Consider the following 22988-nt stretch of genomic DNA (forward strand, 5'->3'; position numbering starts at 1 on the left):
CCGGACTCCACCCAGCCGGTCACCGCCCGCCTGATCGTGCGTCGGGTCACAGCCCACCACCCCGCCGGCACCGACACCCTGATGCCCGCCTGGCGGTACCACTCGTTTTTCACCAACACCACCGACGACACCGTCACCGCCGACATCACCCACCGCCGCCACGCCATCATCGAAACCGTGTTCGCCGACCTCATCGACGGACCGCTGGCCCATCTGCCCTCCGGACGGTTCGGTGCCAACGCCGCCTGGCTGGCACTGACCGCGATCAGCCACAACCTGATGCGCACCCTCGCCGCACTCACCAACACCCCCAGACTGCGGGCCGCGCGGGGCGCTACGCTGCGCCGCACACTCATCGCGGTACCCGCCCGACTAGCGCGACCAGCACGAACACCGGTCCTGCACCTACCCCGACACTGGCCAACCCAACACGCCTTCACCACGCTGTGGGCCGCAGTGCATACTCCCTGACCTACCAACCACACCCGCCCACCCACCACCAAGGAACCCCAGTGAAAAGGCTGACACAGGTCAGCGAATACCACACGCCCACAACACAATCAGACGATCACGCGCCCCAACCCACCCCACCTGAAACCCTTCCACGGATTCAGGCTGAGGAGCGAGCTTGCGAGCGTCACGAAGGGTTACTTGATGATGGCGTCGACCGTCTTCTTCAGCGCCGACGGTTGCGACGGGCGTCGGGGAGCCTTCTCCCGCCGGCGCAGCATCTCCTCACCGATCTCCCGGAGTTCCTTGCGGCTCAGCGCCTCTCGGACCTTCGGGAACCACTCGTCCTCTTCCTCCTCGATGTGGTGCTCCACGTTCTCGATCAGGACGGTGGTCTTGGCGTCGAACCGCTCGTTGTCCGGTGAGAGAGCGGCCAACTCGACGACGAGCACGTCGGCGACGTGGTGCTCCTCGTAGGACTCGAGGATGTCGTCCTCGAGATCGGGGACCCGCTTGCGGATCTCGGGGTACATCACCTCGTTCTCGATGTAGGTGTGCACGGTGAGGGCCTCGATGATCTTGTCGACGATCTTGCCCTTGGTCTTCACGGCGTTGTCGCCCTGCGACCTGAAGTCGCGGAACAGTTTGCGGATCTCCTTGTGGTCGTCCCGGAGGATGACGATGGCGTCTGAGGACATGGACGTACTCCTGAGATAGAGGGCTGCTCGATCTGCTACCCCTCGTACCGCGTTCCGCCGCAGGTCAAACATCGAGTCGGCGGAATCGGGGCGCCGGCCACACCACTAGCCCCAACCGTTGGCGTGCAGCCACTCGTCGTCGATGCCGAAGTGGTGTGCGATCTCATGGACGACGGTGACCGCCACCTCGTGGACGACCTCCTCCCGCGAGTGGCACATCGCGAGGATGGGGTCGCGGTAGATGGTGATGGTGTCGGGCAGGAATCCGCCATAGTCGGTGGTCCGCATCGTCAGTGCCACACCGTGATACAGCCCGAGGATGCCGGGTTCTTCCGGGTTGTGCGGTTCGACGAGGATCACGACGTTGTTCATGGCGTCGGTCAGTTCGCCGGGGATGGTGTCCAGCGCGTCGGAGACCAGCCCGTCGAACTCGTCGTCGGACATGTACACGGCCATCGGGTCAGCCCGCCGGGGCCGGTGCTTCGGCGGGGTTGGGCGCGATGCCCGGCGGGAGCGGCACCGGCGTCGGCAGGGCCCGGCCCGGGGGCGCCTCCGGAGGTGCGACCGGCGCGCGCCCGTTGATCAGCAGCGCGCCGCCCTTGGCGTCGCCCACCAGGGTCGCGAAGCCGCCGCGCTTGTCGGGTAGCCCGAGGTAGCACACCACCTTGCGGCTTCCGGCGAGCCAACTCGGCTCGCTGAGCACCGACCACTGGACGTTGAGCGTGGTCGCGTCGAGCTGCTTGCGCCCGCCCACGAACCGTTCGGCCTGGACCGGGCAGATCGAGCCGAGGTAGCTGTTCTGGGCGCCGGTCGGCGGCCACGGCTTGTTCGACATCCGGTCGCCGAAGCGGACCGACAGATCGACGATCCCGGTCGTCTGGAAGGCATGCGGCTCAGCACAACTCACCGCGAAACCGGTCGGGGCGCGCGTTTCGGGATCGATGCCGACGCAGGTGCCCTCGGGCCAGACGTACGACTGGTTCTGGTCGGCGACCCGGCCGGAGAACTGGACCGGGGCTCCGTCGGCGCCGTTCTCCTGGACCCCGCACCGCAGCTGACGCGCGCCCTTGTCCCACTGCACCTGGGAGGGGTACATCATCCCGACAGCGAAGCGTCCCTGCGGGTCGAGGCGCCCGGCGAGATACTGGTCCACCATCACCGGGCACTGTTCGTCGCGGATCGTCGCGAACCGCTCGGCGCCGGGCCAGAGAGCGTCTTCGCCGAACTCCGCGCCGGGGATCAATGCGGTGTCGATGGCTCCCGCGACCTCGAAGCGGTGTTTCTGCTCGCACGGCACATCGACCGGCTGGCCGGGGTTGCCGGCCGGCCAGTCCAGACAGTCGCCCGCGACCGACTTCGTGAAGGCGTTCTCGACCAACCGCTCACCCTCGCCGATGTTGCTGCCGCCGACGCTGCCGCTGTCGTCGAAGACCCCCGCAGCGAAGGCGATCCCGCCGGCCACGAGTGCGCCGACGACGATCGCGCCCAGGACCACGAAGACCGGGTTGCGGGCGAAAGCGCCTGGTCGGCGGGGTCCGCCGGCCGGTGCGTCGGCGTCGGCGGGGTGGCTGCGGTCGGGGTCGGGCGCGTTCATCGGGATCCATCATGCCTAACGGATCGGACGGGGCACACCCTCGTGCGCCGATGGCCGGACCGGGCCGATGCACCGCATGACCGCGCCGGTCGGGTTCTGAGACCGGTTCCTCACTCCCCGTCGGGTGACAGGTGCCGGGCGGTGAGTCCGGTGAGCTCGCTGCGAAAGCCCTCGTAACCCTCGCGGAGCCGATCCCCGGGCCAAGCGTTGGGGAGGAGTTCCGCGGGCAGGAGCGGGTCGCGGAGGATGTGCCGCACGATGGCGGCGGCGACCTCGAATCGATCGGCGACCGTCGCCGCGGCGGCGAGTGCGTCGAGCAATTCGTCCGCGGTCGCGGCCCAGGTCGACGGCGTGAACAGTCGTGCGGCCAGCTCGGTAGACGCCTCCTCGGGAGCCGCCCGGAAGAGGCTCAGACGGCGGCGCAGTTCGGGTGGGAGCTCGATGTCGAGGTTGGCCGGGCGGGCCCAGACGCCCTCCCGGATCTCGCCGAGCCGGGCCTTCCGCAGCGTGTCGCGCAGCAGGGCTCGTTCGGTCGAGCTCTCCGAACCGATCGTCACGATCGCGAGATCCCAGCTGCCGTCCCAGTCCCGTCGTGCCGGATGGAGTGCCCGATCCTGGCGCTGCTGTCGTTCGACCAGGCGGGGCGAGAGTCGGCATCTGCCGTCGGTGCGTTCCAGGTCTCCCGCCGCGACCAGACGCGTCAGCGCCACCCGCACGGTCGATTCCCGGAGCCCGAGCTCGGTGGCCGTGGCCAGGAGCCCGTTGATCGACGCATCGGGGGAGTCGAGGCCGAGGAGGGCGCTGAGGATGACCGATCGCGCCGTGAGCTTGGGAATGTCCACGCGTCCGGGCACGGCGTCGATGCTATCGGGCGGGATCGGCTCGGCGGCGACGACGGGTATTACAAGACTCTGGCGCACAGCAGAATCATGTAATACCGTGGGTTACGACCTCCACCAGGAAGCGGGTTCCGCCATGTCCACCCACGTCGTCACCAATCAGGTCCCCGAACTCGTCGACTTCGACGCCGCGGACATTCCGGCCATCTCCGAGGCGGTTCACCGCGCGGGCGCCGACCACATGCTCGAGGACCTGCACCGGATCGGCCGTCTCGCCGGTGGTGCGGAAGCGCTCGGATGGGGCGACCTCGCCGAGTCCCACCCGCCGGAACTGCGGACCCACGACCGCTACGGCAACCGGGTGGACGAGGTCACCTACGACCCCGCCTATCACCACCTCATGCGGACGGGTATCGGTTTCGGTCTCGGTGGTACCGCATGGTCGGACCCGAGCCCGACGGCGCACTTCGAGCGTGCGGTGAAGTCGAGCGTGTGGGGTTCGGTGGACGCCGGGCACGGCTGCCCGTTGTCGATGACCTACGGGGTGGTGCCGGCACTGCGGGCCAACCCCGAACTCGCCGGGCTGTACGAGCCGCTGCTCGTCTCGACGACCTACGATCCCGGTCTCCGGGTGCCGCTGTCGAAAGCGGGGCTGACCGCCGGAATGTCGATGACCGAGAAGCAGGGCGGCTCCGACGTTCGCGCGAACACCACCACGGCCGTCGTCCAACCGGACGGGACGTACCGCATCACCGGCCACAAATGGTTCACCTCCGCACCCATGTGCGATGTGTTCCTGGTGCTGGCGCAGGCGCCGGGAGGTCTGTCGTGCTTCTTCGTGCCGCGGGTGCTGCCCGACGGATCCCGCAACACCTTTATGCTGCAGCGGCTGAAGGCCAAGTTGGGCAACCACTCCAACGCGAGCAGCGAAGTCGAGTACGACGACACAGTCGGGTGGCTCGTCGGTGACGAGGGCCGCGGGGTGGCGACGATCATCGAGATGGTGAACATGACCCGCCTGGACTGCACTCTCGGCTCGGCGACCGGCATGCGGGTCGGCGTCGCCCAGGCCGCCCATCACGCCACCCACCGCCGGGCCTTCGGCGCCGCGCTCGTCGACCAACCGCTGATGCGCAACGTGCTCGCCGATCTCGCGGTCGAGTCGGAAGGGGCCACGATGACAGCACTGTGGCTCGCGGAACTGACCGACAAGGCGACCGCAGGCGACACCCGGGCGGATGCGCTGCGGCGGATCTCGCTGGCGGTCAGCAAGTACTACGTGTGCAAACGCGCCCCGATCCATGCCGCCGAAGCGCTGGAGTGCCTGGGCGGCAACGGATATGTGGAGGAGTCACGGATGCCGCGGCTCTTCCGGGAGTCACCGCTCATGTCGATCTGGGAGGGGTCGGGGAATGTGGCCGCGCTCGATGTGTTGCGGGCGATGGCCAAACAGCCCGACACGGTGACCGTGTTCCTCGACGAGATCGACAGTGCGGCAGGGGCGGATCGGCACCTCGACGCCGCGGCCGACGAACTCCGACGCGAGCTGGGCGACCTCGACGCGATGCAATACCGGGCCCGGCGGGTCGTCGGCCGCATGGCCCAGCTCCTCCAGGCCTCCCTGCTGGTGCGGTACGGCCATCCGGCGGTCGCCGACGCGTTCGCCGCGAGTCGGCTCGGCAACGACCGGGGGGACGTGTTCGGCACCCTGCCGTCGGGGATCGACACGGCGTCGATCATCGAACGGGTGACGCCGAAGACCGTGCAGGACAACGTCCGTCATTGAGTCGTCCGGCTCGCGGCCGGCCGCGTGGCGCGACGACCTGCGCGACGGTGCGGACTCGTTGTTCGCCGGCCGCGCCGGACGCGAGCCGGATGCCGACTACCGCACGCTCACCTACGAGGTCACCGGCCGGATCGCCCGTATCACCTTCAACCGACCCGATCAGGGCAACGCGATCACCGTCGACACCCCGTAGAACTGTCGCACGCGGTGGAGCGCGCCGATCTCGACCCCGGTGTCCACGTGATCGTCGTATCCGGGCGGGGCAAGGGTTTCTGCGGCGGATACGACCTGTCGATCTTCGCCGAGAACGGCGGCGACCCGTCGCAGGACGTCGATCCCCATACCGTCAACCCACGGACCGGCACCGTGCTCGATCCCGTTGTGCAGGCACGCAATCACGACCCGGTCCGCACCTGGGATCGATCCCATGATCGACTACGCGATGATGAGCAGGTTCAACCGCGGTTTCGCCAGCCTGCTCCACGCGAACAAGCCGACGGTCGCCAAGCTGCACGGGTTCGCCGTCGCCGGCGGGACGGACATCGCCCTCTACGCCGACCAGATCATCTGCGCCGACGACACCAAGATCGGCTATCCGCCGACCCGGGTGTGGGGCATCCCCGCCGCGGGGATGTGGGCTCATCGGCTCGGCGATCAGCGCGCCAAACGTCTGCTGTTCACCGGCGATTGCCTGTCGGACGCACAGGCGCACGAGTGGGGGCTGGCCGTCGAGGCGCCCCCGGCGGACGAGCTCGACGACCGGACGGAGGCATTGCTCGAGCGGATCGCCCGCATGCCGATCAATCAGCTCGTGATGGCCAAACTGGCGCTCAACAGTGTGCTCCTGGCCCAGGGCGTCGCGAATTCGGGCATGATCAGCACGGTCTTCGACGGCGTCTCCCGCCACACCCGCGAGGGCTACGCCTTCCAGCAGCGGGCCGCGACCGTCGGGTTCCGGGACGCCGTCCGCGAACGCGATGAGATCAACGGCGACTGGAAGCGTGCCCAATTCCGTTCGCCGACAGAGTGATCGACGCCGCACTGACGTGAGCGAAGTGCGCCCCGCTCTGCTCCCTGAGCTTGCGGAGGGCGGCGATCAACCCCTGCTTCCTAATCGGAGAGAACCGCAAAACCCATGGTCCCCGAGGTGCGAGGAGCGCGAGCGACGAGCCACGAAGGGCCTGGTGAGGCACCGTGCGAGGTCCTTCGTTGCCCGCTTTGCTCGCACCCCAGGGAGCAGAAGTTTGGACGCTCACGAGTGTTCTTTCATAGTCCACAACAGCCCGCAAGGCGCAGATGCTGAGGAGTGCCCGGAGCTTGCGGAGGGCGCGGCCCCCACCGCCCCCTGAGTCTGAGGAGCGTCCGGGGCTTGTGGAGGGCGCGTCACGAAGGGTCCGGCGTCCGAGGCGGTGCCCCCCCGGTGCACCCCTCCGGCGTCTGTGACTGGTGGGGTTTCTGTTCACCACAGTCCACTACGGCCCACCGCTGGGGCACGAGTGACAGCGACTGCTGTGCAACAGGATTCGATGACTATGAGGGCTGTGGAGAAACATCGTCGTCGAACGTGATTGCGAGTAGCTTGGTGTCATGCCGTAGATCACCGAGCTCCGCGACACCCTCATCTCACTGCCGTCACCACCCGACGACGGTAGTGGCCGTGCTCTGCACGAGCGGCTCGACGAGCTGCGGATGTTGCGCAACGTGCTCGATCATCAGATCGCCGTACACACAGCACTTTTCGACGCCACGAGTGCGGCAGCGCGGGCGGGGTCGACCACACGGAACGCACTGATCGAGATGGGCATGCCACCCGCGGCCGCGTACCGCTATGTACGGATCGCCGGCGGGCTGGAGTCGGTGCCGAAGGTCGGAGACTGTGCCGCCGAGGGCTATCTGTCCGCCGAATGTGTCGACGCAGTGATCCGCGGACTAACGCTCATCGACAAACTTTCTGCCACAGCGCTGTCCGACGACGATCGCAGCGGATATGAGAGTGAGTTGCTTGCGCAGGCGTTCTCCGGAGCCACCCCCGCCCAGATCGACGACCACGCCCGTGGGATCGCCATCCGGGTCGCCCCCACCGACCCCAGCATTGTGCCGGCGGCCGATGACGCATCGCTGAACACCGTGCACACCAGGATCACCGAAGACGGGCGGGTCGCGATCGCCGGAGATGTGACCGCGGTGATCGGAGAGAAGTTCGTGTCCATGATCGACGAACGGTCCTGTCCGCGTCCCGAACCCGACGGCGCCGCCGATCGTCGCGGTGCGGCCGAGCGACGCGCCGACGCGCTGGAGTTGCTGTTGGATCAAGCCGCGATCGGCGCGGCGATGACCACCGCCGGCGCACCCCGCACCCAACTGATGGTGACCATCCCCGCCGACGGCGCTGATCCGGCACGGCTGCCGTGGATGGGGGCGGTCTCGGAGTCGACGACAAGACGGCTGTCGTGTGATGGTGCGGTGGCCGAGATCGTCCTCGACGACGAAGGGGTGCCGTTGCGGATGGGCACCACGAAGCGACTGTTCCCGCACCATCTGCGGCAGGCGATCATCGTCCGCGATCGGTGTTGTGTGAAATGCGGTGCGCCAGCAGCGCATACGCAAGTTCACCACTTGGTCCATTGGGTCGATGGTGGTCCCACCGATCTGGACAACGGGTGCCTGTTGTGCCAACGCTGTCACACCCAGGTCCATCACCACGGCTGGCAGGTGGTGATGGGTCCCGACCGGCACCCATGGCTCATCCCACCCGCCGACATCGACCCGAAACGCCTACCCCGACCCGCCTACAACCGGCGCACCATGCGACTCGACGACGCTCTCGTATAACTGCCCCGCGCAGACCAGACCCTCCGGCGTCGACCCCGGCGCCACAAGACCTTTGACAACTCCACAGTGTGAAACGGAATCACCAGGGATCTCGTAGCGAAGGCACGACCCGATCCGTGCGCTTGCGCTACGAGACCCCGGTGAGATCAGGGTGCGTCGGGCACGAGGTCCGCGTCGCCGGGGGCGGAGAGGGTGAGTACCGCCTCCGTGATTCGCGGGTCGCGCTCCAGCTCGTTCTCGAGTTGCCGGAGAGCGGTGGCCACCGAGGACTCGGCGTCGTCACCCGTGAAATCGACGGCGGCGACGAGGAACAGCTGAACGGGCCCGGTGTACTCGACGTGCAGGTAGGTGACGCGCTCGATGTTGTTGTGTGCGAGCAGGTCCCGGAGGACGCGCTGCTGGACGGCGTCGTCGACGGCCTGTCCGAGCAGGAATCGCCTGTTCTGGTTGATCAGGACGATGGCGACGACTCCGAGGAGCACGCCCACCAGGATCGACCCGATCGCGTCGTAGGTGGCCGACCCGGTGATCTGGTGCAGGAGCACTCCGACGAAGGCGATGGCCAGACCGATGAGCGCGGCCGCGTCCTCGGCGAATACGGCACGCAGAGTCGGGTCGGAGGTGCGGAAGACCTGTCGCAGCAGACCGATCCGACGCTTGACCGCGCCGCGCTTCGCCTGTTGATACGACCGCACGAACGAGATGCCCTCGAGTACCGCGGCGATCGCCAGGACCGCATAGGCGATGCCGTAATCCGTCGCCGGCTCCGGTGACAGCAGTTCGGTGATGCCGTGCTGCACCGACACCGCGGCTCCGACCGCGAACAATCCGAAGGCCGCGAACATCGACCAGATGTACGCCTCGCGTCCGTAGCCCTGTGGATGACGGGCATCCCGGGGCCGATGGGCACGTCGCTCCGCGATCAGCAGCAGGATCTCGTTCCCGGTGTCGGCCCACGAGTGGGCCGCTTCGGCGACGAGCGACGCGGAGCCGGTGATCATCGCGGCGCCGGTCTTGGCGACGGCGATCAAGAGGTTCGACACGAACGCGATGACGACCGTCAGGAAACTCTCGCCGGGTCCGCCGGATTCGTGCTGCGCGTCGGGAGGAGTCACTGCGCCGAGTCTCCCACACGATGCGGTGCCCGCGGCCTCACCCAGATCGAGGGAGTGTCGGCCGCGCCTACACTCGCGGGAGTGGCAGCCCATTCCGACGATCCACTCGAGGCCGGGCCCGGCATCGACGCCCCGGGCCCCGAGGTCGTCGAACTGGCCACCCGACTCTTCGACATGGCGCGGTCCGGTGCCACCGACACGCTCGCCGGTTACCTCGACGCCGGCGTCCCGGCCGATTTGCGTAACCAGTCCGGTGATTCGCTCCTGATGCTCGCGGCCTACCACGGCCACGCGTCGACGGTGTCGGCCCTCCTCGACCGCGGTGCCGACGCCGACCTCGCCAACGACAAGGGGCAGACGCCGTTGGCGGGCGCGGTGCTCAAGGGTTTCGACGACGTGGTGCGGGCGCTCGTCGACGCCGGGGCGGACCCGGACGTGGGGACTCCGACTGCCGATACCGCAGCGGCCATGTTCGGCCGTGAGGACCTGCGTCGGCTGTGGAGCTGAGACCTCCCCGGGGACCGCGGCGGCGTGATCGGGTTCGCATCGCGCTCTCAAGTAGGGTTTGAAGTCGTGATCGACCTGAAGACTGTTCGCGACAACCCCGACCTCGTCCGCACCTCACAGCGCTCCCGCGGTGAGGACCCGGGCCTGGTGGACGCGCTGCTCGCCGCCGACGCCGAGCGCCGGGCGGCCATCGTCGAGGCGGACGCTTTGCGCTCCGAGCAGAAAGCTCTCGGCAAGCAGGTCGGTAAGGCACAGGGCGACGACAAGCAAGCGCTGCTGGCCAAGGGCAAGGAGCTTGCCGAGCAGGTCAAGGCCGCGGTGGCGCGCCAGTCCGAGGCCGATGCGGCCGCGGCGAAGGCCCATCGGGCCATCTCCAACATCGTCGCCGATGGGGCGCCCGCCGGCGGTGAGGACGACTACGTGGTCCTCGAGCACGTCGGCGAGCCCCGCGCCATCGAGAACCCGAAGGATCACCTCGAACTCGGTGAGTCGCTCGGACTGCTCGACATGGAGCGCGGCGCCAAGGTGTCGGGCTCGAGGTTCTACTTCCTCACCGGCCAGGGTGCGCAGCTCCAGCTCGCACTGCTGAACATGGCCGCGGCGAAGGCCACCGCGAACGGGTTCACCTTGATGATCCCGCCGGTGCTGGTCCGGCCGGAGGTCATGGAGGGAACCGGGTTCCTCGGCGCCCATGCCGACGAGGTCTACCACCTCGACAAGGACGACGACCTGTACCTGGTCGGCACGTCGGAGGTGCCGCTCGCGGGGTACCACATGGACGAGATCCTCGACCTGTCCGACGGTCCGAAGCGCTACGCCGGCTGGTCGACCTGTTTCCGACGCGAGGCCGGCAGCTACGGCAAGGACACCCGGGGCATCATCCGCGTCCACCAGTTCGACAAGGTCGAGGGCTTCGTCTACTGCCGGCCCGAGGACGCCGAGGCCGAGCACCAGCGCCTGCTGGGCTGGGAGAAGGACATGCTCGCCGCCATCGACGTGCCGTACCGCGTGATCGATGTCGCCGGCGGCGACCTCGGCTCGTCGGCCTCGCGGAAGTACGACTGCGAAGCCTGGGTACCGACGCAGGGCACCTACCGCGAGCTGACCTCGACGTCGAACTGCACCACGTTCCAGGCACGACGCCTCTCGATCCGCTACCGCGACGAGAACGGCAAACCGCAGACCGCCGCGACGCTCAACGGAACGCTGGCGACCACCCGCTGGCTGGTCGCGATCCTCGAGAATCACCAGCAACCCGACGGTTCGGTCCGGCTGCCCGCCGAACTCGCCAAGTTCGTGGGCACCGACGTGCTCACCCCGCGTTGAGCTGAGCTCCTGTCATGACCGCCGGCATCGTGATCGCGGTGATCGGGTCGCTGGCGTTCGCCGCCGCAGCGGTGCTGCAGGCGCTGGGCGCCGAGCAGGTCGCGCAGCGAGCGGCGATCCGTGAGGAGCGCCGTCGGTCGGCCGCCGCGCATCCGTCGTTGCGCTCCACGGCGGCCACCATGCTCACGGTGCCGTTCCTCGTCGGATTCGTCTTCGACATCATCGGTTTCGTCGCGACCATCGCGTCGGCACGGCTGATCCCGCTCTTCTTGTCGCAGACGATCATCTCCGCACGGCTCGTGGCCACCGCGCTGCTGGCGATGGTGGTCCTGAAAGTTGGTCTGATGCTGCGGGATTGGATCTCCGGGGCGGTGATCGTGCTGTCGTTGGTGCTGCTCGCGCTCTCGGCGGGTCGCGAAGGTGTGGAGCACGATGCGTGGATGCACTGGGCGGTACTCGTTGCCGGACCGGCCCTGATTGCGCTGGGCGTGATCGTGATGCGCCGCTTGCGTAAGCACATCGCGGCGGTGACCGGTCTCATCGCCGGGGCCGTCTTCGGTGTGATGGCGGTGGCCTCTCGCATCCTGGACGGTCTCGACCCACTCGATCTGTCGGTGTTGTTCACCGACCCCGCGCTGTATGCGTTGCTGCTCAGCGGGATCGGCGGTTTCTACCTGTTCACCGTGGCGCTGCAGACCGGCTCGGTCAACGGCGCGGCCGCCGCGCTGGTCGTCGGTCAGACGGTCCTGCCCGGGGCGGTCGGCATCGCGTTCCTCGGCGACGTCACGCGTGCCGGATGGGGTCCGGTCGCGATCGTGGCCTTCCTCGGCGCAGTTCTCGGCGGCGTCGTACTGGCGTCGTCGGGTGCGGTCACCGCGGTCGAGAAGGCCGATGCGACGAATGCGCCTCGCGGGTACGGCCATCCGCCGCGCGAGGTCGAACGGCGATAGGCCGCAAGGCCCACCGTTCGCGTTGCGATTCGAGCCGCCTTCCGGGACGAATCGCATTGAGATTCTATTGGATTCCTCACACGATCGCGGCCAGCAGCCGATCCAGCGCGCGGTGGGCGCGTTCGCGTGCGGTGTCGTCGTCGGGATGCCGGGCGAGCCAGAGGGCGGCTTCGTTCATCGCACCCGACAACAGCATCGTCATCACGTCGACCAACTCGCCATCGACGCCGACTGCCACGAGGGCCTCGCGCAGATGGGTCGCCGACCCGGCCTCGTCGAGTCGGCGCCACTCGTCCCAGCCGACCACCGCAGGTCCGTCGATCAGCAGGATGCGCACGGCGGCTCCGCTGGTGATCGCGTCCACGAACGCGTGCGACCCGGCACTCAACTGACCGGCCGGGTCGGTGCCGGCGGCTTCGGCCGCCGCGACGACCGCATCGGCGACCTGCTGGTGGCAGGCCGCGGCCACCGCCGCGAACAGCGCGCCCTTGTTGCGGAAGTGGTGATAGACGGCGCCGCGGGTGACGCCCGCGGCCTCGGCGACGTCGTCGAGGGACACGTCGGAGAATCCACGATCGGCGAACTGGCGGGTGGCGGCGGCGAGGACGGCACGGGCCGTCTCGGCTGCGGCCGCGGCGGAGGCTCTCGGCACGGAAGGTTCCTTTACGTACGCTGCGTATGTATAGTCGGTTATACAAACACATCGTACGTAAAGGAGCTCCAACATGAACGTCACCAGCGTCTACCCGGTCCTCATGTCCACCGACGTGGCCACGGCCGCCGACTTCTACCGGCGGGTTCTCGGCTTCGAGGTCACCTTCGCCGCGGACTGGTACGTCAGCATGCGCACCGGCGTGTTCGAGCTGGCGCTCGTGGATGCGACTCATCCGACGATCCCCGAGGGCCACCGCCGACCCGCCGCCGGACTGCTGGTCAACATCGAGGTCGACGACGTCGACGTGCTCTACCGGCGTCTCACGGACGAACACGGACTCCGTCCGGTGCTCGAGTTGCGCGACGAGGACTTCGGTCAGCGGCATTTCATCGTCGAAGGTCCCGACGGCGTACTCCTCGACTGCGTCCAGCCGATCCCCGCGATCGGTGGGTTCGCCGACGCCTACGTCGCCGACGCGTCGACGAACTGATCGCGATCGTCATCGTCCCGCACGACCGCTCGACGGTGGTTACTGTTCGACCATGCTGATCGGGATCCTCGCGGCGGTGTTCGCGGCGCTGGCGTACGGCACCGCGTCGGTGTTGCAGGCGCGTGGCGCGCAGAGTGTCGAGGACACCGGCGCACCGGGGGAGGCGCCGTCGTTGCGGTCGACGATCACCGCGATGCTGACGGTGTCGTTCCTCGCGGGCACGGCGCTCGACGGCATCGGATTCCTCGGCAACATGGTCGCCGCCCGCATGATCCCGCTGTTCCTGGCACAACCGATCGTCAGTGCGAACCTCGTCGTGACCGTCGTGCTCGCCACGCTGTTCCTGCACGCGCGGTTGTCGGTCCGCGACTGGACGGCGATCGCGGTCGTCGTCGTATCGCTGGTCCTGCTGGGCTTCTCGGCCGGCGACGAGGGTCACGAGCACGAATGGTGGCTGCACTGGGCGGTGCTCGTCGTGGGAGCAGCGATCCTGGGACTCGGCGCCGCGATCCTGCCACGGATGCAGAGTCGTGTCGCGGTACTGGCGGGCCTCTCCGCCGGTGTGCTGTTCGGGGTCCTCGCGGTCGCGGTGCGCATCCTCGACGGCCTCGACCCCTTCGATCTCGGTGAACTGCTCACCGACCCGGCGCTCTACGCGATCATCCTGTGTGGCCCGGGTGGCTTCTACATGTTCACCGTTGCCCTCCAGAAGGGGTCGGTCAGCGCGGCGTCGGCCGCTCTGGTCGTCGGCGAGACGGTCGTCCCCGGTGTCATCGGCATCCTGGTGCTCGGCGACACCACGCGTGCCGGTTGGGGCGCCGTCGCCGTGATCGCCTTCGTCGCTGCCGTGGCCGGCGCAGTGGTGGTGGCGATGTCGCCGGTGGTCGAGGCGGTCGAGCGGGCCGGCGAGAACCCGGTGCCGGACGCCACCCCTGGCTGACGCCCCGGGTGTGACCTTCGGTGTGACATCCGGGCGCGGTCTCGTGCCGAGTCGGAACCGAACGACACAGCAGACGCCGCATATCGGGCAGGATGACGATCCATGCGGCTTCTCTCCCGCGGCCTCGGAACGCTGACCGCGATCCTCGGGCTGACGACGACCCTGTCCCTCCTCGCGCCCACGGTGTCGGCGGCGCCCGTTCCGGTACCAGCGGCAGCGCCGGGGCAGTTGCCGTCGCAGGACCCGTTCTACGATCCGCCCGCGGGCTACGAATCGCGGTCACCAGGCGCAGCGCTGCGGACGCGGCAGGTCGAGTTGGGTTGGCGCGGAACCAGTATCCCGATCTCGGCCACCCAGATCCTCTACCGGACGACGAACCAGTTCGGCAGGCCGACGGCGACGGTCACCACGGTCATCTCCCCGCCGGGCGCGGCTGCCGGAGCGCCACGACGCATCGTCTCGTACCACTCGTTCTACGACGCACTCGGCTCGCAGTGCGACCCGTCGTACACGCTGCGCGGCGGTAATGCCGCGGAGGCGCCGATCGACATCACGCTCATCTCCGGGCTCCTCGCCGCCGGTTACACCGTCGCCGCCCCCGACTACGAGGGCCGCGGGCTGCGCTGGACGATGGCGCGCGAATCGGGGTACGCCGCGCTGGACGGCGTGCGGGCCGCACTCGGTCACCTGCGGGCGCCGGCCCGGACGCCGGTCGGACTGTTCGGCTACTCCGGCGGATCGATCCCCACCGGCTTCGGTGCGGAGCTGGCGCCGCGCTACGCGCCGGAGCTGAACATCGTCGGGGCCGCCGCGGGTGGTGTGCTGGTGAACCCGGCGAACAATCTGGGGTACGTCAACGGCAGTCAGAACTGGGCCGGCGTGATCCCGGCGCTGATGGCGGTGTACGCCGAGACCTATGGCATCGACATGCAGTCCTACCTGTCCCCGAAGGGCAAGCGGGTCCTCGGACAGGTCGCGGGGGAGTGCATCGAGGCGTTCGCCGACAAGTACCCGGGTCTGACCGATCACCAGCTCCTCGTGTCGACGGTCGGCGGCCTGCTGGACGTTCCCGGTGTCCGACAGGCGATCTCGCAGAATGTGATGGGGACGCTCGGCACTCCGCGCAGCCCCATGATGCTCGGGGTCGGCAATGTCGACGGCACCGGCGACGGTGTGATGATCGCGGCCGATGTCGCGCGCCTCGCCGGCTCGTTCTGCAACCGCGGGGTGCCGACGACGTTCACCGAGTACCGCGGCTCGAACCACACCCGGGCGTTCATCCCGTGGAGCGCCGAGGCGTTCGGCTTCCTCAACAGTCGCTTCTCCGGGCAGCCGGCCGGCGGGTGCGGTCGGTGACAGCGACCGTCACAGCATCACGACGGCGTGCGGACAACCCGTGAGCAGGTGGGCGACCCGCGCCGAGCGTGACGGGGATGCCGACGCGATCCGCGACGTGGTGCTCGCAGCGTTCCCGACCCCCGACGAGGCGCGGATCGTCGATGAGCTGCGGGCCGACAGCGACGCCTGGATCGACGGGCTCTCCATCGTCACGACCGACGCCGACGGCACGATCGTCGGGTACGCGTCGTATTCGCGGTGCCGCGTCGACGCGGCACCGGCGCTCACGCTCGGACCCTGCGCCGTGTTGCCGTCGTGTCAACGGTCCGGGGCGGGCTCCGCGGCCATCGTCGCGGGTCTCGACGTTGCCCGCGCGCACCGCGAGAATGTGGTGGTGGTGCTCGGCCATGCCGAGTACTACCCGAGATTCGGTTTCGTCCCGGCGTCCCGATTCGGAATCCGCGCACCGTTCGACGTCCCGGACGAGGCGATGATGGCGCTGGTGCTCGACGATGCGCGCCCGGTGCCGAGCGGGACGATCGCCTATCCGGCTGCGTTCGGGGTCTGAGAACGGACTTCGCGCCCCGGGAGACCCGGGGCGCGAAGGGTGGCCGACCTCGTCCTGCCGAGGGGAGGCGGTTCAGTCGGCGTCGGCGGACGGGCTGGCGTTGGTGCCCCCGTCCGAGACCTCGAAGTTCTTCCACTCGCCGTCGTCGTGCACCTGCATGACGGTGCCGAGGCTGTCGTCCGGTGCGGCGACGGTCTTGAACCAGTCGTATGCGCCGGTGGCGTCGTCGAACTCCTTCTCCTCGACGACGTTCTCGCTCGAATCGATGACGCGGTACTTGGCCATGATGTTCTCCTCACGGTCGTTGTGTGCGACTCGCGGTCCGACGTCGTGTCCGGCCGTGAGCCCTGTTCCTCATCGTAGAAATCTGTCCGCGCCCGGGACCTCTTGCCGAGGTCGTCGAGCTCGGATCGTGTCGCGCGCAACGGGTCGGTAACGGGTCGCGAGCGAACGTGCCGGAGGGCTACCCACAATCGCGTCGGAGTAATCGGCCGGCGTCGAATCGCGGTCCACGGACGACGAATGACTCCGGACGCGGTTGGGTACACCCCGACGGTCCGAAGGCGTCGTGCCGTCGTGGGGAGGGAATCGTGGCCGATCGCATCGATGACCTCTGGGGTGGGCGCACCCCGTATGCGCCGGGTGAACGATGGCCGGCCCGGGTCGATCAGCATCTGGGCGACGGGATCAGTCCTGACGAGGTGCAACGCTGGGTTCGCTCGGCGTCGGTCCTGCATTCCAACGGCGACGCCCTCGACATTGCGGTGGTCGACGACCGGATCGTCGGCGTCCGCGGCCGGGCCGATGACCGTGTCAACCGTGGTCGCGTCGACGTCAAGGATCTCTACGGATGGCAGGCCAGTTCGTCTCGGGACCGACTGACCCGCCCACTGATCCGCGAGCACGGACGCCTGGTCAACGCCACGTGGGACGACGCAATGGGACGCATCGTCGAACGGTCCCGGACCCTGCTCGACGAACACGGACCCGCCGCGATCGGCTTCTACACGTCCGGACAGCTCTTCTTGGAGGAGTACTACACGCTCGGGGTCATCGCCCACGGAGCCATCGGCACCGACCACGTGGACGGCAACACCCGGTTGTGCACCGCGACGGCCGCGGAAGCACTGAAGGCCTCGTTCGCCAGCGACGGTCAGCCCGGCACCTACACCGACCTCGACCATGCCGACACCATCGCGCTGTTCGGTCACAACATCGCCGAGACCCAGAGCGTCACGTGGATGCGCATCCTCGACCGACTCGCGGGTCCCCACCCGCCGGCCATCATCTGCGTCGACCCGCGGACGACGCCGGTGGCCCGGCATGCCACCGTCCACCTGGCACCGCTACCCGGCACGAACGTCGCGCTCATGAACGGGCTGCTGCACGAAATCATCGCCAACGACTGGATCGACCACGGTTACATCGACGCGCACACAGTCGGTTTCGACGACCTGCGTCGGATGGTCGACGACTATCCACCGGAACGCGTCGCCGAGATCTGCGATGTCCCGGCCGACGATCTCCGTCACGCCGCACGTCTGTTGGGCAGCGCCGAACGACTGGTGTCGACGGTGTTGCAGGGCTTCTACCAATCGCACCAGGCGACCGCCGCGGCGGTTCAGGTCAACAACATCCACCTCATCCGGGGGATGCTCGGGCGGCCCGGTTGTGGTCTGCTGCAGATGAACGGCCAGCCCACCGCCGAGAACACCAGAGAGTGCGGGGCCGACGGCGATCTCGCGGGGTTCCGCAACTGGGAGAACGACGCGCACGTGCGCGAACTGGCCGACCTGTGGAACATCGAGAAAGACCGGCTCCCGCATGAAAACCCGCCCACCCACGCGATGGAGATCTTCCGCCTCGCCGAAGAGGGGACGATACGGATGCTGTGGATCAGTGCCACGAATCCCGCCGTGTCGCTGCCGGAGCTGGGGCGAATCCGCGCGATCCTCGAACGGGACGATGTGTTCGTCGTGGCGCAGGACATGTTCCCGAATGAGACGACCGCACTCGCCGATGTCGTACTCCCGGCAGCTGGATGGGGTGAGAAGACGGGCACGTTCACCAACGCCGATCGCACCGTGCACCTGTCGGAGAAGGCCGTCGATCCGCCCGGCGAGGCCAGAGCCGACCTCGACATCTTTCTCGACTACGCCCGTCGGATGGACTTCCGTGACCGGGATGGGAAGCCGTTGCCCCCGTGGACGGATGCCGAATCCGCTTTCGAATCCTGGCGTGAGTGCAGCGCGGGCCGGCCCTGCGACTACAGCGGGATGACGTACGAGTTGCTGCGGGCCCGCGGTGGCGTGCAGTGGCCGTGCACCGCGGACGCTCCCGAGGGCACCGAGCGTCTCTACGCCGACGGCCGGTTCTACAGCGCGGCGGACTACTGCGAGTCGTACGGCAAGGATCTGCTCACCGGCGAGCCGCTACAACCCGATGAGTACCGCGACCTCAACCCGGGGGCGCGGGCGCTGATCAAGGCGGCGCCACACCTGCCACCTCCCGAGAGTCCCAGTGCCGAACACCCTTTCGCGCTGATCACGGGACGAACGGTCTACCACTTCCACACCCGCACCAAGACGGGGCGAGCACCCGAACTCGACGGGGCGGCGCCGGAGGTGTGGGTGGAGGTCAACGCACTGGATGCCGCGCGCAGCGGTGTGCACGACGGCGACCTCGTCGAGATCGCCAGCCCGCGCGGCGCAATCAGCGCAACGGTGCGGATCGCCGCCATCCGTCGCGGCGTGCTGTTCGTGCCCTTCCACTACGGGTACTGGGACGCCCACGCAGACGACGACACCGGGCACCACCGTGCGGCCAACGAGCTGACCATCACCGACTGGGACCCGGCGTCGAAGCAGCCGATCTTCAAGATGGGTGCCGCGTCGATGACGCCCGTGACTGCGAAGTGAGGGATTCGTACCGGAATCCGGTACGAATCCCTCACTCCTCGAGAGGCTCTGTCACGGCACCCGCGGCGGATTCCCCAACTGCTGATTGATGGCCAGGGCGAGATTGTTGCCCACCAGATTGACGAACGCGCGCCACGTCGCCGGGTCGAGCGCCATCGATCCCTGATCGCTTGTGGTGCAACCGGTCTGTGCCGGTTTGCCGTCCAGGCGATCCCGCATCCACACGATGGCCGGCGCAAACCCCTCAACGGCGAGGGTGATGTGTTCGCTGAAGTGGTCGCGCACGTATCGCACACTCGCGCCATCGGCGCAGTAGGTGCGGACCAACTCGTTGACCGGGCCCACAGGGGCGATCCAGTCGGGGTTCGACTGATAGATGAACATCGGGAACTCAGGTGTCGAGCCGCCCATTCGGAGGTTTGCCAATACCTTTCGTGGGACGGGGTAGTCCAGCGGATCGCCCGGCAGGTTGATCAGGCCCTTGATGTTCACGAACGGTGCGAGCGCCGCCTGGTAGGTGAGGCACAGCGGATTCTTGCTCGCCAGCAGGGCTCTGCCGAGTGGGTTGATATGCCGCTGCAGGAACCGGTCGAGTTCGGGGTACTCCCGGCTGACCCCGATGATCCCGGCCATGATCAGGCCCGACGCCGCGTTCTTGTCGGCGAGATCGACCAGAGCGCGGATGTCCGCGGGCACGCCACCTTCGGCAGCGCCGACGATCGGCAGCTCCGGGGCGTATCGCGAAGCCAGCTCGGCTGCCCAGCCCGTGGCGATCGCCCCGCCGGAGTAGCCCATCAGGCCCACACGCAGGTCGTCTTCGAGGCCCAACGGCGCGAAGTTCCGCGCGCCCCGGATTCCGTCGAGGGTGATTCGGCCCGCGAGAGGGCCTGCCGCGAAGGCGGATTCGGGGCCCTGATGGTCGGGAATGACAACCGACCATCCGGCGCCGACCAGCGAGGTGATCTGCAGGACCTCGAGGCTCGAGTCCACCGAGCCGGTCAGTTGTCCCGGAATGGAGCCCTGCTGCAACGCATACGACGGCGCGCAGTACATCGCGGTGGAGTCCTCCGCGGACTGCCACGACACGAGTTTCGACGGTCCGGGCTTCGCTCGGCCCTTCGGTTTGAGCAGTGTCGCCACGGCCGGGATCGGCTCGCCCCGGGTGTTGGTCGATCGGTACGAGATCTGCCAGGCGTCGACGTTGATCGGGATCACCGACAGGGCCGCGACATGCACTCGTCGCGCGGCGATGAGCTCACCGGGTTTCTTGGCCGCGACCACCGCCTGCGGTGGCAGGTAGAAGTCCGTGTCGAACTCCGGGATCGCGGGCGGAACCGGGAACGGGAGCACCGGCGCCACCGGGACCGACGACGGCTCCGCGGAGGCAGTGACCGGCCCGAACGGCCCGCCGGCGACGAGCGCCACAAGTCCGAATCCCACCATCAAGCGCACGAATCCCCGTGATCCGTGGCGTTTCCATCCCCGCATGGCAACCCTTCCGAAAGTGAGACGTTTGTGTCTCACACTTCGGGAGAACATACACCCGGTGTGTCGGAGGACACAATGGCCCGGTGGTCAGAGGGTGGTGAAGGCGAGCAGGATGTCGGCCAGCACCGCGACGACGTCGTCGAGGGTGTCGGGGTCGGGCGCCTCGCTCCAGCGATGGACCAAGCCGGTGAGCGCTCCGACGAAGGCGATCGCGAGGTGACGCTGCCGCGGCGTTGCGGGCCGGTCGGCGAACTCCGACATGGCGGACACGAAGAACTCGACCCACTCCTCACGTCCGTCGAGGCGGTGCTGCTCGACGCGCGGGCTCACGCCGACGATCTGGACGAACGACACCGCCGCGCGCCGGGGATCGGTGCCCACGGATGCCATATAGGCGCGCATCGCTGCGGTGCTCAGATCGCGAAGATCTCGAGAAGGGCAGTCGGCCAATGCTTCTGCCACCGCACTGCGGGCGGCGCCCTGCACGGTGTCGTACAGGGCCACCAGGAGTTCCTCGCGGTCGGTGAACTCCGCGTAGAACTGGCGTCGCGACAGCCCGGCCACCCGGCAGATCGACGTGACCGATGACTTCGCGTAACCGGTGTCGGTGAACTCGGCCAGCGCGGCGTCGAGAAAACGCTGCCGCCGTTCGGCGGCCCGGTCGCTCACCGAACGGCCACCGTAGGTGCGTTCGGAGGTCATCGAGGTGGCGATCCGGCTACGAGTCGAGCTTCGACGCGCGGAGTTCATGCCCCTTCGACGTCAGGCAGCGTCCCGTGGGCAGATCCCACTGCCATCCGTGCAGATTGCAGGTCAGCTTCTCGCCCTCGATGACCCCGAACTTGCCGAGATCGGCCTTGAGGTGCGGGCAGCGCCGCTGGATCTCCCAACCGTCCTTGGTGATCGACGCCGAGTCGTCGTGTGCTTCGGCGAACCAGCCGTCGGCGTAAGCGATCCGTTCGTCGGTCAGGCACTTGAAGAAGGTGTAGAGGAACTCGTTGTAACCGCCGATGCGCCAGGTGGTGAACCGCGTCGACAGGAAGATGGTGTTGACCCAGTCGGGCTCGTTGTCGCGCAGGACGGTCCGGACCAGCTCGGTGGCGATCCGGAAACCGTAGCGGTACTTGCCCTCTCCTTCCTTGGGCTCGCGCACGATGCGGTTCGGGAAGTCGATCACGACGGTCTCGGTGGCGTCGTTGGCCGGGCCGCCGCCGGGGGTCATCACCAGTCCGACGGGGTAGCCGATGCCGTCGCAGATCAGATCCGACTGCGCCATGATCGGCTCGAACAGCTCGCGGAGGGCGCCGATCAGCGGCTCGCCCTCGGCCGGTGCCCACGTGGCCTTCTCCGCGGCGATGACCGGTGCGAACTTCTCCTTCATCCGCTCGAGGTAGGCCCGCTTGTTCTCGCCGAAGACATCGGCGGGCGCGTAGGGATGGGTCACCTCGTTCAGCGTCGGTCCCGAGAAGTCGGCGACCGAACCCGACACCATCATCAGGCCGCGGTGCTTCTCGCCGTCGTCGGTGCCGTGGATGCGCATCTGCTCCAGGAAGGTTTCCTGGTCCGGGAAGATCGACGTGGTGTCCGCGGTCTCGGCGGACCCGAAGTCGTTGAGGTAGAACAGGTCCTCGTCGAGGAACATCGGCGGTCCGGCCGACGGCACCACCCACGTCGCCCCGACCTGCTCGATATAGGAACGCGCACGGTCCATTCCGCGCTGTCGTTTCTGAGAGGCGAAGTTGGCCTTGGACTTCCGCGGGATGTCGTAGACCATCGGGTACCAGATCGCGCCGGAGTACTGCAGCAGGTGGACGTCGACGTGCCCGAACGCCTCGTCGACGACGTCCAGGTCGATCGGCCGGGCGTCGTTCATGTTGAAGCACACCGTCTCGCCGTCGGAGACGATGAGTCCACTGTCGCCGATCGGGCCGTCGGCGGGCGCCCGCAACGCGATGATCATGACGTCCAGCGAACCCTTGTCGTTCGTGACCGTCGTCTTGACCGAGTCGGTGGTCTCCACGAACTTGGAGAATCCGAGCTTCTCGAGTTCGCGGCGCAGGTCCGGCACCGGGTAGTCGGGGAGCAGGACGGTGGCGTCCTTGTTCACGTTCTCGCGCAGGTTCTGCTCGTCGAAGTGATCGCGGTGCAGATGCGAGACGTAGAGGTAATCGCAGTCGCCGAGCGCCTTCCAGTCGAGTCCGGAGTTGTCCGGGAAGGGCACCCAGGAGGCGAAGTACGTCGGGTTGACCCAGGGGTCGCAGAGGATCGATCCGGCGGTGGTCTGGATGTGGAAACCGGCATGACCGATGCTGGTGATCTGCACGAAGGGGCCTTTCATGGTGTGCGCGGGGCTGCGCGGCAGGGCACTACAGACGTCCAGGGTATCGAGCCGTGCCGTGCTGGTGCGTGGGCCATGAGTCCCGCGGGATGCTCACCGTGAGGAGTCTCACGGGTCCCGTCGTGATGAACGGCCGGTCACGGCGACCAGGCTGCC

The 22988-nt window shown here is 68.0% G+C and carries 21 protein-coding genes and 1 pseudogene; 12 read left to right on the forward strand and 10 right to left on the reverse strand.

Features of this window, described 5'->3' with window-relative positions:
• On the forward strand, positions 1-471 hold a 471-nt coding region (locus tag AS181_RS07100; RefSeq protein ID WP_175404290.1), incomplete at its 5' end, for a transposase.
• Between the two features lie 176 nt (positions 472-647).
• On the opposite strand, the gene AS181_RS07105 is transcribed toward AS181_RS07100, so the two are convergent.
• From AS181_RS07105 to AS181_RS07120, 4 genes are all read right to left on the reverse strand, one after another.
• Positions 648-1148, reverse strand: coding sequence for a hemerythrin domain-containing protein (locus tag AS181_RS07105; RefSeq protein WP_058250908.1), 501 nt, complete (start codon positions 1146-1148; stop codon positions 648-650).
• Between the two features lie 105 nt (positions 1149-1253).
• Complete coding sequence (locus AS181_RS07110) at positions 1254-1604, reverse strand: metallopeptidase family protein (RefSeq protein ID WP_058250909.1); 351 nt, start codon at positions 1602-1604, stop codon at positions 1254-1256.
• 4 nt (positions 1605-1608) lie between these two features.
• Positions 1609-2742, reverse strand: a complete 1134-nt coding sequence (locus AS181_RS07115; RefSeq protein ID WP_058250910.1) for a septum formation family protein — start codon at positions 2740-2742, stop codon at positions 1609-1611.
• A 110-nt stretch (positions 2743-2852) separates the two neighbouring features.
• A complete protein-coding gene (locus AS181_RS07120) occupies positions 2853-3596 on the reverse strand; it encodes a PaaX family transcriptional regulator C-terminal domain-containing protein (protein WP_197414679.1) in 744 nt (247 codons plus the stop codon).
• Positions 3597-3717: 121 nt separating this feature from the next.
• Here AS181_RS07120 and AS181_RS07125 point away from each other — a divergent pair, with 121 nt between their 5' ends.
• From AS181_RS07125 to AS181_RS07135, 3 genes and pseudogenes are all read left to right on the forward strand, one after another.
• Entirely contained in the window at positions 3718-5367 is a 1650-nt protein-coding gene (locus AS181_RS07125) for an acyl-CoA dehydrogenase family protein (RefSeq protein WP_058250912.1), read from the forward strand.
• Positions 5363-6397 (forward strand): annotated as a pseudogene (locus AS181_RS07130) (crotonase/enoyl-CoA hydratase family protein). The gene AS181_RS07125 and the pseudogene AS181_RS07130 overlap by 5 nt, the downstream one beginning before the upstream one ends.
• Positions 6398-7056: 659 nt before the next feature.
• Entirely contained in the window at positions 7057-8199 is a 1143-nt protein-coding gene (locus tag AS181_RS07135) for an HNH endonuclease (protein WP_435082192.1), read from the forward strand.
• A 146-nt stretch (positions 8200-8345) separates the two neighbouring features.
• Here AS181_RS07135 and AS181_RS07140 read toward each other — a convergent pair whose 3' ends face one another.
• A complete protein-coding gene (locus AS181_RS07140; protein ID WP_058250913.1) occupies positions 8346-9314 on the reverse strand; it encodes a cation diffusion facilitator family transporter in 969 nt (322 codons plus the stop codon).
• A gap of 81 nt (positions 9315-9395) precedes the next feature.
• Between AS181_RS07140 and AS181_RS07145 the strand changes: the two genes are divergently transcribed.
• From AS181_RS07145 to AS181_RS07155, 3 genes are all read left to right on the forward strand, one after another.
• On the forward strand, positions 9396-9821 hold the full coding sequence (locus AS181_RS07145; RefSeq protein WP_231742329.1) for an ankyrin repeat domain-containing protein: 426 nt from the start codon (positions 9396-9398) through the stop codon (positions 9819-9821).
• Positions 9822-9887: 66 nt separating this feature from the next.
• Entirely contained in the window at positions 9888-11147 is a 1260-nt protein-coding gene (serS, locus tag AS181_RS07150) for a serine--tRNA ligase (RefSeq protein ID WP_058250914.1), read from the forward strand.
• A 14-nt stretch (positions 11148-11161) separates the two neighbouring features.
• Positions 11162-12097, forward strand: a complete 936-nt coding sequence (locus AS181_RS07155; RefSeq protein WP_058250915.1) for a hypothetical protein — start codon at positions 11162-11164, stop codon at positions 12095-12097.
• 76 nt (positions 12098-12173) lie between these two features.
• Here AS181_RS07155 and AS181_RS07160 read toward each other — a convergent pair whose 3' ends face one another.
• Positions 12174-12749, reverse strand: a complete 576-nt coding sequence (locus tag AS181_RS07160; RefSeq protein WP_058250916.1) for a helix-turn-helix domain-containing protein — start codon at positions 12747-12749, stop codon at positions 12174-12176.
• 73 nt (positions 12750-12822) lie between these two features.
• On the opposite strand from AS181_RS07160, the gene AS181_RS07165 reads away from it, so the two are divergent.
• The 4 genes from AS181_RS07165 (at position 12823) to AS181_RS07180 (ending at position 16088) form a co-directional block, all read left to right on the forward strand.
• On the forward strand, positions 12823-13242 hold the full coding sequence (locus AS181_RS07165) for a VOC family protein (RefSeq protein ID WP_058250917.1): 420 nt from the start codon (positions 12823-12825) through the stop codon (positions 13240-13242).
• A 52-nt stretch (positions 13243-13294) separates the two neighbouring features.
• Positions 13295-14182, forward strand: coding sequence for a DMT family transporter (locus AS181_RS07170; protein ID WP_058250918.1), 888 nt, complete (start codon positions 13295-13297; stop codon positions 14180-14182).
• A gap of 102 nt (positions 14183-14284) precedes the next feature.
• The gene (locus AS181_RS07175; RefSeq protein WP_058250919.1) at positions 14285-15538 is read left to right on the forward strand and encodes a lipase family protein; all 1254 of its coding nucleotides are present in this window, start codon (positions 14285-14287) and stop codon (positions 15536-15538) included.
• A 40-nt stretch (positions 15539-15578) separates the two neighbouring features.
• Complete coding sequence (locus AS181_RS07180; RefSeq protein WP_058250920.1) at positions 15579-16088, forward strand: GNAT family N-acetyltransferase; 510 nt, start codon at positions 15579-15581, stop codon at positions 16086-16088.
• A gap of 72 nt (positions 16089-16160) precedes the next feature.
• On the opposite strand, the gene AS181_RS07185 is transcribed toward AS181_RS07180, so the two are convergent.
• Positions 16161-16373, reverse strand: a complete 213-nt coding sequence (locus tag AS181_RS07185) for a hypothetical protein (protein WP_058250921.1) — start codon at positions 16371-16373, stop codon at positions 16161-16163.
• A gap of 302 nt (positions 16374-16675) precedes the next feature.
• Here AS181_RS07185 and AS181_RS07190 point away from each other — a divergent pair, with 302 nt between their 5' ends.
• A complete protein-coding gene (locus AS181_RS07190) occupies positions 16676-19006 on the forward strand; it encodes a molybdopterin oxidoreductase family protein (RefSeq protein ID WP_058251116.1) in 2331 nt (776 codons plus the stop codon).
• Between the two features lie 51 nt (positions 19007-19057).
• Here the strand turns inward: AS181_RS07190 and AS181_RS07195 are convergent, their stop codons facing one another.
• The 3 genes from AS181_RS07195 to AS181_RS07205 form a co-directional block, all read right to left on the reverse strand.
• Positions 19058-20494 carry a lipase family protein gene (locus AS181_RS07195; RefSeq protein WP_058250922.1) on the reverse strand — a complete coding sequence of 479 codons (1437 nt, stop codon included), beginning with the start codon at positions 20492-20494 and terminating at the stop codon, positions 19058-19060.
• 87 nt (positions 20495-20581) lie between these two features.
• Positions 20582-21196 (reverse strand): TetR/AcrR family transcriptional regulator, encoded by a 615-nt coding sequence (locus tag AS181_RS07200; protein WP_058250923.1) that lies wholly within the window; start codon positions 21194-21196, stop codon positions 20582-20584.
• Positions 21197-21212: 16 nt separating this feature from the next.
• Positions 21213-22817, reverse strand: coding sequence for a Rieske 2Fe-2S domain-containing protein (locus AS181_RS07205; RefSeq protein WP_058251117.1), 1605 nt, complete (start codon positions 22815-22817; stop codon positions 21213-21215).
• Between the last annotated feature and the right edge of the window lie 171 nt (positions 22818-22988).

The sequence above is a fragment of the Gordonia sp. SGD-V-85 genome (genome assembly GCF_001456905.1).
Lineage (GTDB): Bacteria > Actinomycetota > Actinomycetes > Mycobacteriales > Mycobacteriaceae > Gordonia > Gordonia hongkongensis.